Annotated in this window: 10 protein-coding genes; 6 read left to right on the top strand and 4 right to left on the bottom strand. The window is 72.2% G+C overall.

Annotated elements, in window-relative coordinates; all coding sequences use genetic code 11:
• Window positions 1-200 precede the first annotated feature (200 nt).
• Window positions 201-1,709, top strand: coding sequence for a peptide MFS transporter (locus ACFCLZ_RS23735; RefSeq protein ID WP_380279031.1), 1,509 nt, complete (start codon window positions 201-203; stop codon window positions 1,707-1,709).
• 113 nt (window positions 1,710-1,822) lie between these two features.
• Window positions 1,823-4,006, top strand: coding sequence for a prolyl oligopeptidase family serine peptidase (locus ACFCLZ_RS23730; RefSeq protein WP_380279029.1), 2,184 nt, complete (start codon window positions 1,823-1,825; stop codon window positions 4,004-4,006).
• 62 nt (window positions 4,007-4,068) lie between these two features.
• Here the strand turns inward: ACFCLZ_RS23730 and hutI are convergent, their stop codons facing one another.
• The 4 genes from hutI to hutU are packed head-to-tail and all read right to left on the bottom strand — an operon-like array spanning window position 4,069 to window position 9,534.
• Window positions 4,069-5,238: an imidazolonepropionase gene (gene hutI, locus ACFCLZ_RS23725; RefSeq protein ID WP_380286253.1), complete on the bottom strand. Its 1,170-nt coding sequence runs from the start codon at window positions 5,236-5,238 to the stop codon at window positions 4,069-4,071.
• Between the two features lie 41 nt (window positions 5,239-5,279).
• Entirely contained in the window at window positions 5,280-6,626 is a 1,347-nt protein-coding gene (locus tag ACFCLZ_RS23720) for a formimidoylglutamate deiminase (RefSeq protein ID WP_380279028.1), read from the bottom strand.
• Between the two features lie 20 nt (window positions 6,627-6,646).
• Window positions 6,647-7,831 (bottom strand): allantoate amidohydrolase, encoded by a 1,185-nt coding sequence (locus ACFCLZ_RS23715; protein ID WP_380286252.1) that lies wholly within the window; start codon window positions 7,829-7,831, stop codon window positions 6,647-6,649.
• Window positions 7,832-7,848: 17 nt separating this feature from the next.
• A complete protein-coding gene (hutU, locus tag ACFCLZ_RS23710; protein ID WP_380279026.1) occupies window positions 7,849-9,534 on the bottom strand; it encodes a urocanate hydratase in 1,686 nt (561 codons plus the stop codon).
• 175 nt (window positions 9,535-9,709) lie between these two features.
• Between hutU and ACFCLZ_RS23705 the strand changes: the two genes are divergently transcribed.
• The 4 genes from ACFCLZ_RS23705 (at window position 9,710) to ACFCLZ_RS23690 (ending at window position 13,394) form a co-directional block, all read left to right on the top strand.
• On the top strand, window positions 9,710-10,114 hold the full coding sequence (locus ACFCLZ_RS23705; protein ID WP_380279024.1) for a hypothetical protein: 405 nt from the start codon (window positions 9,710-9,712) through the stop codon (window positions 10,112-10,114).
• Between the two features lie 265 nt (window positions 10,115-10,379).
• Window positions 10,380-11,042, top strand: a complete 663-nt coding sequence (locus ACFCLZ_RS23700) for a hypothetical protein (protein ID WP_380279022.1) — start codon at window positions 10,380-10,382, stop codon at window positions 11,040-11,042.
• 22 nt (window positions 11,043-11,064) lie between these two features.
• Window positions 11,065-12,744, top strand: coding sequence for an N-6 DNA methylase (locus ACFCLZ_RS23695; protein WP_380279020.1), 1,680 nt, complete (start codon window positions 11,065-11,067; stop codon window positions 12,742-12,744).
• On the top strand, window positions 12,741-13,394 hold the full coding sequence (locus tag ACFCLZ_RS23690) for a restriction endonuclease subunit S (RefSeq protein WP_380279018.1): 654 nt from the start codon (window positions 12,741-12,743) through the stop codon (window positions 13,392-13,394). The genes ACFCLZ_RS23695 and ACFCLZ_RS23690 overlap by 4 nt, the downstream gene beginning before the upstream one ends.
• The last annotated feature ends 6 nt before the right edge of the window (window positions 13,395-13,400 follow it).

Raw genomic sequence — 13,400 nt, 5'->3', positions numbered from 1 at the left:
GTTTTGATCTTGCAACTGAAGGAATTTGGCCGGTCTTACCATGGATCATCGAAGCGAATCTGTTGCGGTTTTTACCATCGGCATACCTAATGAGCATGTTTTGTCAGCTGATAACGCCAAATGTCGCCACGTAGAGTGGTTCTGTCCACGTCCGCCGCCACCCCCCTTGGCGGACGCTGTCAGGCAAGGAACCACTACACATGGCGTCTACGACCATGGAGTCCGACGTACAGTCGGTCTCTCCCGGCGGCAAGACCTTCCTCGGGCACCCCCGGGGCCTCGCCACGCTCTTCATGAGCGAGATGTGGGAGCGCTTCAGCTACTACGGCATGCGTGCCCTGCTGGTGCTCTACATGACCGCCTCCGTCGCCGACGGCGGTCTCGGCATGAAGCTCGCCGTCGCGAGCGCGGTGTACAGCGTGTACACCGCGATGGTCTACCTGCTGGCCCTCCCGGGCGGCTGGATCGCCGACCGCTTCCTCGGCGCCCGGAAGACCGTCGCCCTCGGTGGCTCGATCATCATGATCGGCCACTTCCTGCTGGCGCTGCCGGCCAGCGTCTCGTTCTTCGTCGGCCTCGCGTTCATCGCGCTCGGCTCCGGCCTGCTCAAGGCGAACATCTCCACGATGGTCGGCCACCTCTACGACGGGCCCAACGACCCGCGCCGGGACGGCGGCTTCACGATCTTCTACATGGGCATCAACCTCGGTGCCTTCGTCGCCCCGCTGGTCATCGGCACCATCGGCCAGAACGTCGACTGGCACCTGGGCTTCGCCCTCGCCGGCGTCGGCATGGCGCTGGGCCTCACCCAGTTCCTGCTCGGCACCCGCCACCTGAGCGCCAAGAGCGACGTGGTCACCTCGCCGATCCCGGCCGCCGAGAAGAGCGCCATCTTCAAGAAGGCCGGCCTCTGGCTCGCCGCCGCCGCCGTCTTCTACGCGATCGTCGCGCTGACCGGCCACTTCACCATCAACTGGGCGATCTGGCCGCTGTCCATCGCCGGCCTGGCGATCCCGGTCTTCGTCTTCGCCAAGGTGAAGCGCGACAAGGACCTCGACGAGACCGAGCAGTCCCGGATGAGCGGCTACATCTGGTTCTTCGTCGCCGCCGCCGTGTTCTGGATGATCTACGACCAGTCCGGCTCGACGCTGAACATCTTCGCCCAGGACCACACCTCGTCCACGCTGTTCGGCTTCGACTTCCCGTCCAGCTGGTTCCAGTCGCTCAACCCGCTGTACATCATGGCCCTGGCCCCGGTCTTCGCCTGGATCTGGGTGGCGCTCGCCCGCCGCTCCAAGAACCCCAGCACCACGGCGAAGTTCTCCTTCGGCCTGCTGATGATCGGCCTCTCGTTCATGGTCATGATGCTGGCCATGGCCGCCGCCTCCGGCGACGCCAAGGTCACGCCGCTCTGGCTGGCCATGGTCTACCTGGTCCAGACCGTCGGCGAGCTGACCCTCTCCCCCGTCGGCCTGTCCGTCACCACCAAGCTGGCGCCCACCAAGTACGCCAGCCAGATGATGGGCGTCTGGTTCCTCGCCGTCACCGCGGGCGACTGCGTCGCGGCCATCTTCCAGCTCGTCCTCGGCGACAGCGTGGTCGGCTCCACCTGGTACTTCGCGGTCCAGGGCGGCATGGCGATCGTCGCCGGCGCGGCCCTCTACATGTACCGCCGCAACGTCGTGCGGCTGATGGGCGACGTGCACTGACGCCCGCCCCACCCCACCCGGCCCCGGGGCCGTCGCGGATTCCTGAGATCCGCGACGGCCCCGGTCGCTTTTTCCCCTCGACGGCGGGTCCACGGGTGTGCCTATGGTGCCCCATGCCGACCGATCCCGTACCGACCGATCCCGTGCCCACCCTTCCCGTGCCCACCGACTCCGGGCCGACCGACTCCGTGTCGACCGATCCCGTGCCGACCGATTCGCTCCCCCGCCAGCTCGCCCGCACCCGGCGCCTCGCCCTCGGCGCCCCCACCCGGCCGGCCGTCGGCGCCGGCGGACGCACCGTGCTCTTCCTGCGCAGCCGGGCCGGCGACGACCCCGTCACCTGCCTCTGGGCCCTGGACACCGACAGCGGCGAGGAACGCCTGCTCGCCGACCCCGCCGCCCTCGGCGCCGAGCCCTCCGAGGCCGAGCTGCCGGAGGCCGAACGGATCCGCCGCGAACGCGCCCGCGTCCACGTCGGCGGCATCACCGCCTACGCCACCGACGCCGCCGGGCGGCTCGCCGCCTTCGCCCTGGGCGGCGGGCTGTGGCTCGCCGACACCGCCACCGGCGAGGTCCGCCTGGTCCCCACCGCCACCGAGGTGTACGACCCGCGCCCCGACCCCGCCGGCCACCGGATCGCCTACGTCGGCGGCGGCGCGCTGCGGGTCGTCACCGCCGACGGCGCCGAGGACCGCGCGCTCGCCGAACCCGGGCACCCCGAGGTCCGCTACGGCGTGCCCGACCACGTCGCCGCCGAGTCCATGCACCGCGACCGGGCCCACTGGTGGTCCCCCGACGGCACCCGGCTGCTGGTCGCCCGGGTCGACGAGCGCCCGCTGAGCCGTCTGCACCTCGCCGACCCGGCCGACCCCGCCCGCCCGCCGCGCGTCATCCGCTACCCCCTGGCCGGCACCGACAACGCCGAGGTCACCCTCTGGCTGCTCGGTCTCGACGGCGGGCGCACCGAGGTCCGCTGGGACCGGGCCGGGTACGAGTACCTCGCCGCCGCCGGCTGGGACGGCCACGGCCCGTACGCCGCCGTGCAGAGCCGTGACCAGCGCACCGTGCTCACCCTCGCGGTCGACCCCGCCGACGGCGCCACCCGCGTCCTCGCCGAGCGGCGCGACGAGCACTGGGTCGAACTGCTCCCCGGTCTGCCCGCCCGCACCGCCGCCGGCGCGCTCGTCGACTGCGCCGACCGGGGCGAGACCCGGCACCTCACCGTCGACGGCAAGCCCGTCACCCCGCCCGGCCTCCAGATACGCACCGTGCTCGGCACCGACGGCGAGCAGGTGCTCTTCACCGCCTCGGACGAGCCGACCGAGACCCACCTCTGGTCGTGGGACCAGGTCGCGGGCGCCGTCCGGCTGAGCGACGAGCCCGGCGTGCACACCGGCGCGCGCCGCGACGGCACGCTCGTCCACACCGCGCGCACGCCCGGCGCGCCCACCGGCCGCATCACCGTCCACCGCGACGGGGCCCCCGCCCGCGTCATCGCCTCGCACGCCGAGACCCCCGTCCTCACCGCCCGCCCCGAACACCTCCGGCTCGGCCCCCGCGAGCTGCGCGCCACGCTCTTCCTGCCCGCCGGCCACCGCCCCGGCGACGGCCCGCTGCCCGTCCTGCTCGACCCCTACGGCGGGCCCGCGATGCAGAAGGTCACCGCCGCCCCGCACTGGTGGGACCTCACCTCCCAGTGGTTCGCCGACCAGGGCTTCGCCGTACTCGCCATCGACGGCCGCGGCACCCCCGGGCGCGGCCCGCGCTGGGAGAAGACCGTCTTCGCGGACGTCGCCGACCCCGCCCTCGCCGACCAGGTCGAGGCCCTGCACGCGACCGCCGCGCTGCGCCCCGGACTGCTCGACCTCGACCGGGTCGCCATCCGCGGCTGGTCCTTCGGCGGCTTCCTCGCCGCCCTCGCCGTGCTGCGCCGCCCCGACGTCTTCCACGCCGCCGTCGCCGGGGCCGCCCCCACCGAGCACCGGCTCTACGACACCCACTGGAAGGAACGGTTCCTCGGCCACCCCGACGAGCACCCCGAGCGGTACGACGCCGCCTCGCTGCTGCCCGACGCCCCCGGGCTGCGGCGTCCGCTGCTGCTGATCCAGGGCCTCGCCGACGACAACGTGCTGCCCGTCCACGCCCTGCGGCTGTCCGCCGCGCTGCTCGCGGCCGGGCGCCCGCACGAGTTCCTGCCCCTCGTCGGCGCCGGCCACTCGCCGAGCGACGAAGCGGTGGCGGAGCACCTGCTCCACCACCAGCTCCACTTCCTGCGCCGCTCGCTGGAGATCGCCTAGCGACGGCGGCGGGGCCGGAGGCGTCCGCCCCGGCCCCGCCGCCGCCGTCACCGCGGGCGCGCTCAGACCTCGCGCACGCCCGCTCGCCAGACCGCCGCCGTCAGCGGCACGCCCGGCCGGTAGGCCAGGTGCACGTGCGAGGGCGCGTCCAGCAGCTGGAGATCCGCCCGGGCGCCCACCATCACCGCGCCGACGTCGCTCCGCCGCAGCGCCCGCGCGCCGCCCGCCGTCGCCGACCAGAGGGCCTCGTCCGGCGTCATGCCCATCTCGCGCACCGCCACCGCGATGCAGAACGCCATCGAACTCGTGAAGCTGGAGCCCGGGTTGCAGTCGGTGGACAGCGCCACCACCGCCCCCGCGTCCAGCAGCCGGCGCGCGTCCGGGTAGACCGCCCGGGTGGAGAACTCGGCGCCCGGCAGCAGCGTCGCCACCGTCGAGGAGCCGGCCAGCGCGGCCACGTCCTCGTCGGTCAGGTGGGTGCAGTGGTCGGCCGAGGCCGCCCCCAGCTCGACGGCCAGCTGCACGCCCGGACCGTACGTCAGCTGGTTGGCGTGCACCCGGGGCGTCAGCCCGCGCGCCGTCCCGGCGGTGAGGATCGCCCGCGCCTGGTCGCCGTCGAAGGCGCCCTTCTCGCAGAACACGTCCACCCAGCGGGCGTACGGGGCGCAGGCGTCCAGCATCGGCCCGGTGACCAGCTCGACGTAGCCGGCCGGGTCGTCCGCGAACTCGGGGGCCACCACGTGCGCCCCCAGGTAGGTGGTCTCCGGCGTGTACGAGGAGGCGATCCGCAGCGCCCGGGACTCGTCCTCGACGGTGAGCCCGTAGCCGGACTTGCACTCGACCAGCGTGGTGCCCTGGCGCAGCGCCTCGCGCACCAGCCGGGCCAGGTTGGCGTCCAGCTCGGCGTCGGCGGCCGCCCGGGTGGCGGCCACCGTGGTGCGGATGCCGCCCGCCGAGTAGGACTGCCCGGACATCCGGGCGTTGAACTCGGCGGTGCGGTCGCCGGCGAACACCAGGTGGGCGTGCGAGTCGACGAAGCCGGGCAGCAGGGCGCGGCCCGCCGCGTCGACCCGCTCGTCGGCGGCGGGCGCCTCGGCGGCCGGGCCGACCCAGGCGACCGTGTCGCCGTCGATCACCACCGCCGCGTCGGCGAGCAGGCCCACCGGCCCGGTCCCGTACGCGGGGTCGTTGGTGACCAGCGTGCCGATGCCGGTGATCAGCGTGCTCGGAATGCTCGGGGAGGTCACGTCATACCTTTCGGGGAGGCAACGGCTCAGCAGCTCAGGGCGTCGATCGAGGACTTCAGCGCGCCCGGCACGTCCGGCACCAGCAGGTGGACGCCGTCCCGGACGACCTGCCGCCCGCCGACCACCACGTGCCGGACGTCCGCCGCCGAGGCCGCGAACACCGCGATCTCCGCACCGAGCCGCGGCGCGGGGCCGGCGGTGCGCACCGAGTCCAGCGCGATCACCGTGAAGTCGGCCGGCGCGCCCGCCTCGATCCGCCCGGCCTCGGGCCAGCCGAGCGAGGCGTGCCCGTCCTCCGACCCGGCCCGCAGCAGCGCGTTCGCCGTCCAGTGGCCGCGGGTGCGGGTGCGCAGCCGCTCGTCCAGCTCCAGCGCCCGGGCCTCCTCGAACGGGTCGATGACGGCGTGGCTGTCGCTGCCGAGGGTGACCGGGCAGCCGGCGGAGGCCAGTTGCCGGGCCGGGCCGATGCCGTCGGCGAGGTCCCGCTCGGTGGTGGGGCACATGCACACGGTGGTGGAGGAGTCGGTGAGCAGCTTGACGTCCTCCTCGGTGAGGTGGGTGGCGTGCACGGCCGAGGTGCGCGGGCCGAGCACGCCGTGGTCGGCGAGCAGCCGGGTCGGGGTGACGCCGTGCGCGGCGAGGCAGGCGTCGTTCTCGGCGGTCTGCTCGGAGAGGTGGACGTGCAGCGGCGCCCGGCGCCCCGCCGCCCAGTGGGCGACGGTGGCGAGCTGCTCGGCGGGCACGGCGCGCACCGAGTGGATGGCGGCGCCGATCCGGGCGTGCTCGCGCGGGCGCAGGGCGGCGGCCCGCTCGGCCCAGGCGTCGGCGTCCCCGTCGCTGAACCGGCGCTGCGGCCTGGTCGGCTCGGCGCCGAAGCCGGAGGACAGGTAGCAGGTGTCGAGCAGGGTGATCCGGATGCCGGCCCGGGCGGCGGCCTCGATCAGCGCCTCGCCCATCGCGTTGGGGTCGTCGTAGCGGACGCCGCCGGGCGCGTGGTGCAGGTAGTGGAACTCGCCGACGGCGGTGATCCCGGCGAGCGCCATCTCCGCGTAGACGGCGGTGGCGAGCGCCAGGTAGCGGTCCGGGTCGAGCGCGCCGGCGAACCGGTACATGGTGTCGCGCCAGGTCCAGAAGGTGCCGGAGCCGACCTGGACGTGGCCGCGCAGCGCCCGGTGGAAGGCGTGCGAGTGCGCGTTGGCCTGGCCCGGCAGCAGCAGGCCCGCCAGCCGGACCGCGCCGGGCGGGCAGGGCCCGCTGTCCGGCTGCACCTTGGCGATCTTGCCGCCGGCGCCGGTGTTGATCAGGACGTCCTGCTCGACCACCGGCCCGTTGACGTGCGGCAGCCAGGCGTACTGCGCCCAGAAGGTTGTCATTTGCGCGCCTCCGGCACGGCCTACTGACACGCCAGGTCCTCCAGTACGTCGGCGAGGGCGGCGACGCCGGCCAGGCAGTCGGCCGTCTCGGCGTGCTCCGCCGGGGAGTGCGAGACGCCGCTCGGGTTCCGTACGAACAGCATGGCGGTCGGCACGGCCGATGCCAGGATTCCGGCGTCGTGTCCCGCGCCGGTGGGCAGCACGGGGGCGCCGCCCAGCACGGCGGCGAGGCGGTCGCGCAGCGGGCCGTCGAAGTCCACCACCGGGGTGTACGACTCGCGGGTCAGCTCGACCCGGACGCCGTCGCGCTCGCCGCGCTCGGCGGCGGTGCGCTCGATCTCCGCGACCAGCGCGGTGAGGGTGGGCTCGTCGGCCGCCCGGGAGTCCAGCCAGCCGCGGACCAGGGAGGCGATCGCGTTGGTGCCGTTGGGTTCGACGGCGACCTTGCCGAAGGTGGCCAGCGCGCCCGCGAGCCGCGCCTTCTTGCGGGCGGCGAGCACGGTGGTGGCGTAGGTCAGCATCGGGTCGCGGCGGTCCTCGATCCGGGTGGTGCCGGCGTGGTTGGCCTCGCCGTGGAAGTCGAACCGCCAGCGGCCGTGCGGCCAGATCGCCGAGGCGACGCCGACCGGCCGCTGCTCGGCGAGGTGGCGGCCCTGCTCGACGTGGAGTTCGACGAAGGCGCCGATCCGGGCCAGCCGTTCGCGGTCGGCGCCGATCGCGGTGGGGTCCTGGCCGGCCCGCTCCATCGCGTCGGGCAGCCGGACGCCGTCGGCGTCGCGCAGCTCGTACGCGGCCTCCCGGCTCAGCACGCCGGCGGTCAGGCGGGAGCCGATGCAGGCGACGCCGAACCGGGCGCCCTCCTCGTCGCCGAAGTTGACGATCGCCAGCGGCCTGGCGAACCGCGCGCCCCGGGTGCGCAGTTCGTCCAGCGCCGCGAAGGCGGACACCACCCCGAGCGGGCCGTCGAAGGCGCCGCCGTCGGGGACGGAGTCCAGGTGCGAGCCGGTGACGACGGCGCCGCCCTCGTCCGGATCGCCCAGCCAGGCCCACTGGTTGCCGTTGCGGTCCAGCTCGTAGGCGAGGCCGCGGTCGCGGGCCTGCTGCTCGAACCAGGCGCGGCACTCGGCGTCGGCGGTGTTCCAGGCGAACCGGCGGTAGCCGCCGGACGCGGCGGAGCGGCCCACGGGGAGCAGCTCCGCCCACATCTCCTCGAAGGACGGCGTCACAGCTCGCCCGTCGGGCTCTGCTCGGCCATGGGGACGCGCACGCCGCGCTCGTCGGCCACCTCGGCGGCCCGGTCGTAGCCGGCGTCGACGTGCCGGATGACGCCCATGCCCGGGTCGTTGGTGAGCACCCGGCGGATCTTCTCGCCGGCCAGCGCGGTGCCGTCGGCGACGGTGACCTGTCCGGCGTGGATCGAGCGGCCGATGCCGACGCCGCCGCCGTGGTGGATGGAGACCCAGGACGCGCCGGAGGCGACGTTGACCATGGCGTTGAGCAGCGGCCAGTCGGCGATCGCGTCGGAGCCGTCCAGCATCGCCTCGGTCTCCCGGTAGGGGGAGGCGACCGAGCCGCAGTCCAGGTGGTCGCGGCCGATGACGATCGGCGCGGACAGCTCGCCGCTCGCCACCATGTCGTTGAACCGCTCGCCGGCCTTGTCGCGCTCGCCGTAGCCGAGCCAGCAGATGCGCGCCGGCAGGCCCTGGAAGTGCACCTTCTCCTGGGCCATCCTGATCCAGCGGTGCAGCGACTCGTTCTCCGGGAAGAGGTCGAGGACGGCCTTGTCGGTCTTGTGGATGTCCTGCGGGTCGCCGGAGAGCGCCGCCCAGCGGAACGGGCCCTTGCCCTCGCAGAACAGCGGGCGGATGTAGGCGGGGACGAAGCCGGGGAAGGCGAAGGCGCGGTCGTAGCCGGCCAGCTGGGCCTCGCCGCGGATCGAGTTGCCGTAGTCGAACACCTCGGCGCCGCGGTCCTGGAAGCCGACCATCGCCTCGACGTGCCGGGCCATCGACTCGCGGGCGCGCCGGGTGAACTCGGCGGGCTTCTCGGCGGCGTAGGTCGCCATGTCGTCGAAGGCGACGCCGACCGGCAGGTAGCTCAGCGGGTCGTGGGCGCTGGTCTGGTCGGTGACGATGTCGATCGGCGCGTCCATCGCGAGCAGCTGCGGGACCAGTTCGGCGGCGTTGCCGAGCACGCCGATGGAGAGCGGCTGCCGCTTGTCGCGGGCGGCGGTGGCGAGCTCCAGCGCGTGGGAGAGGTCCTTGGCCTCGACGTCCAGATAGCGGTGCTCGATCCGGCGGGCGATCCGGGACGGGTCGCAGTCGATACAGATCGCCACGCCGCCGTTCATGGTGACGGCCAGCGGCTGGGCGCCGCCCATGCCGCCGAGGCCGGCGGTGAGGGTGATGGTGCCCTCCAGGGTGCCCTCGAACCGCTTGTTCGCGACGGCGGCGAAGGTCTCGTAGGTGCCCTGGAGGATGCCCTGGGTGCCGATGTAGATCCACGACCCGGCGGTCATCTGCCCGTACATGGTGAGCCCGAGGCTCTCCAGCCGGCGGAACTCCTCCCAGTTGGCCCAGTCGCCGACCAGGTTGGAGTTGGCGATCAGCACGCGCGGCGCCCACTCGTGGGTCTGCATGACGCCCACCGGCCGCCCGGACTGCACCAGCATGGTCTCGTCCTGCTTGAGCCCCCGCAGCGTGCGCACCATGGCGTCGAAGGACCGCCAGTCGCGCGCCGCCTTCCCGGTGCCCCCGTACACGACCAGCTTCGACGGGTGCTCGGCCACCTCGGGATCGAGGTTGTTCATCAGCATCCGCAGGGCCGCCTCCTGCTGCCACCCCTGCGCCGTCAGCCCCGTCCCCCGCGCCGCCCGCACCTCACGGGGTCCGCTCGCCTGCTGCACCATGTCCCGGCCTCCTTGCGGATGAACTCATTCACTCTCGACCTGGCTGAATATAACCAAACATCCAGCCCCCGACCAGAGGCTGCACGCTGAGCAGATTGAAGAATTGCCAGTGCTGCCCAGTCCTGCCTGAAGCATCTGCTACTCTAGTCAAGCACGGTTCGACGAAGGGAGAAAAGTGCCGCACGTAGAGGTCGACATCCAGACCGCCAGGGCACTGGAGTTCGCAGCACGGATGGCCGGGATCACGCCGGGGCAGGTCGTCGCCCGACTGGTGCAGGAGGCCAGTCCGGTGCACACCCGGGAGGCGATACCCACCGAATCGAGGCCGACGGGCGACAAGCGGGTGGCGATCCACGCGCAGTACGAGGGTTTCCTCACCGAAGCCCTGTTCGACCCGGTGACCGGACGGGTGGACATCACCTCCGGCCCCCTGAAGGGCACCTCGCACAGGACTCCGAGCTCCGCGGCCAGGGCGATCATCAACCACCACAACCCCAAGGTCTCGGGCGCTCGCAATGGGTGGTCGTTCTTCTCGCTGAGCGACGGCAGCGGCCGCCCCCTGCAGACCATCCGCCCCTGAAGCCCCAGGAGGGGTTAACAAGAATCAGCTCATCGCAATGCACTTGATCGCGGGCGGATGACGCAGTAACGTCTCCGGTGCCGGGGAAGGTGCTCGCGCGGCTGATCACGCCGCACGGACACCGGGAGCGCGGGGCTGCCGACGCGCAAGAAACAGCAGTGCCCCGGGCGGCTTGAATTCAGAGGCGACCCGGGGCTTACCCGATCGACACTACCACTCATCCTCGGGGCTTCAACGGTCCCGCAAGATCCCAGGGGGGACTCCAATGGACACCGGCGAGTGGGCGCCCTGGATGCTGCGCAGCCTGTCGCAGCCGCGACTCGACTCCTACGCTGTGGCCGCCGGCGGCATCGCCGAGGGCTCCCGGCTGTACTGGTGGAACATCGAGGCGTCCGGGGCGTTCTACGCGCCGCTGCAGTTCCTGGAGGTCGCCCTTCGGAACGCGCTTCACAACACCTTGCGGCAGAAGTACGCCCGCGCGGACTGGTGGTCGGCCGCCCCGCTGGACCCGCACGGCATCCGGCTGGTCGACAAGGCTCGCCAGGACCGGGTGCACCGGAGCCGCCCTCCGGCAACCGCCGACGACATCGTGGCGGGGCTGTCGTTCGGCTTCTGGGTCAAGCTGCTGTCCAGCCGGCATGACCGGACGTTCTGGGTGCCCACGCTTCACCGCGCCTTCCCGCGGGGCGTCGGGCGTCGGGACTCGCTGCACGGCCAGTTCAACAGCATGCGTGAGCTGCGCAACCGGATCAGCCACCAGGAGCCGATCCACCACCTCGACCTCGAAGCCGCCCACACCACCCTCCATCGCCTGCTGGGCACCCTCGACCCCGAGCTCGCGCAGGAGGTCCTGCGGATGGACCGGACGCCGACCGTGCTCAAGAACCGCCAGGACACCTGTGCGGGACTGCGGACACCACAGTTCTGACCGGACGGACAGGGAGGAACCGATGACAGAAGCAGCCGAACCGCTGTTCTCCCGCTCGGAGATCGCCGAATACGCCGGGGTGAAGCGGCCCGCCGTCACCAACTGGGAACGGCGGCACAGCGACTACCCCCGGCCGGTGGCGGTCGAGGGCAGCGAGCTGTTCCGGGGCCAGGAGGTGGCCGCGTGGCTGTCGACCCGCGTCATTCCGGTTCGGTCGCTACTCCCCGGCGAGGCAGCGGGAACCACCTACGGCGACCGGTTCCGCCGTTCCGTGCAGCTGCCCGCGATCGACGACCGAGCCGGCACGGCGGCACACGGACATGACGCGGCGCAATCGGAACGGATGGCGCACGCGCTGTTGGGTGCGCCCTTCGAGCCATGGCGACAGACCGGGAGGGCGAGCGAATACCTGCAGATCCTTCTGATCCTCGTGTTCGTCCGTGGCCTCATGCCCGAGGAATGGCGAGCCTCGCACCAGGAAGCCCGCTGGGACCGTAACTGGTTTCACCGGTTCTCCCGGTTGCTTCCCGAGGAAGCCCGACCGGTCGGCGATTCGCTGCTGATGCGGCTCGACGACCAGCTGAGCGAGTCCGACCTCCGCGCACTGGGCCACGCCGAGTGGATCATCAACAGCCTCGACAGCCGCGCTCAGGCGGCCGAGCTCTTCGAACACCTTCTCCTGGTCACCGCTGAACGGGAGGGCCCGCGCAGCTCGGAACTCGTCACCCCGCCCTCGCTACGACGGCTCATGGTGGAACTGGCGACCGACCGATCGACTCCGACGAAGGTGTACGACCCGTACTGCCGCTCCGGCGAGCTGCTCACCGAGTTCGCGCGAGCACGCACCCGGGTCACGCCCACCTACGAGGCCGTCGTCTCCACTCCCGTCCAGTACCACCAGTTCGTCACCGCTCTGAACCTCGGCCTGCACGACGTTCCGTTCAAGAGCCGGCTGGACCACGATCTCCCCGCCCCGCCGGCCGCAGCCGCCCGCAGGATGTACGACCTCGTCCTCAGCAACCCGCCGTTCAGCATGCGAGCCCGCTACGGCACGGGTTTCGACCAGTACGACTGGCCCTTCGGCGCTCCACCGCGCCACAACGCGGATCTGGGCTGGCTCCAGCACGTCGTCGAGTCCCTGGCCCCCGGTGGCAGGGCTGTCGTCGTCATGGCCAACGGAGCGGCGTTCCGCCGAGGCCGGGAGAAGGACATCCGCGGGCGGTTGCTGGGGGCCGGTGCCGTGGACGCCGTGATCGCCCTTCCGCGCAACCTCTTCAGTTCGACCGGTGTGGCGGTCAGTCTGTGGCTGCTGCGCTGTCCGAACGATGACCACACCACAGATGTGTTCTTCCTCGACGCGCACGACGCCGGTTCCATGGTGACCAGGACCCTGCGGGCACTCACCGATGCGGACATCACGGACGTGATCAGCGAGTACCGCTCCTGGCGCCGGGCTCCCCGCGGGTTCGAGGGTCGTCGCACGGCGACATGGTCCAGCGGCAAGGCCACGTTCGCCGAACTGCGTGACAACGACTTCGCGCTCGAGCCCACCCGCTACGTACGCCCATCCGACGACAAGATCCCGGACCCCGAAAGCGTCCTGACCGACATCGGGCAGCTGTACGAGCGGCTGCGCCGACTCCATGGGCAGGCGCAGGATGTGGATGAGCAGGTCAAGCAGCTGCTGAACGGAATGACATGACGCCCTCCTCGCCAGTACCGTCCGCCGCCGGCTGGGCGAGCACTCTGCTCGGTGATCTTTGTGAAATCCATTCGGGTCCCGGCCACTTGGCGGCGCCGGCCAATCGCGCCGAGCGCGGTATCCCCCTGCTGCGCCCCATGAACATCGGCCACCGCGGCGAGATCGTCCACCACGATCTGGCCCATGTGCCCGAAGAGGACAGCACCAAGGTCTCCGGGTACCGGCTCGCGGTCGGCGACATCCTCTGCGTACGCACCGGTTCGCCGGGCCGAGCTGCCCGGGTCTCCGAAGCCGAGGCCCAGTGGCTCTTCACCAGCAACCTCCTGCGCCTGCGACTCCGTACGCCCGAGCTGGGGCGCTACTTGGTGCACTATCTGAACAGTCCTCAGGCCAGAACCTGGATCGGGCGGGAGACCCCCCGGGGTGTCGGCATCCCGAGCATCTCGGTAGCCGTCCTGGCACAGCTCCCTGTCGCCGTTCCTCCCCCGGACGAGGCCGAGCACATCTGCACCGTGCTCGACACACTGGCGGAGAAGGCCTCGGTGCACGAGGAGATCGCCCGCACGACCATGGAAATCCGTGAGCGTTTGTCCGCTCTTCTCTTCGCCGGGTTCGATCACGCCCTCGGGAGGACCGCGGGGACCATGTGATCCCCG

The organism is Kitasatospora purpeofusca (assembly GCF_042691725.1).
In the GTDB taxonomy this organism is placed as follows: domain Bacteria; phylum Actinomycetota; class Actinomycetes; order Streptomycetales; family Streptomycetaceae; genus Kitasatospora; species Kitasatospora purpeofusca_B.
The sequence above is the reverse complement of the archived record's forward strand: the minus strand, read 5'-3'. Positions and strand labels throughout refer to the sequence as shown.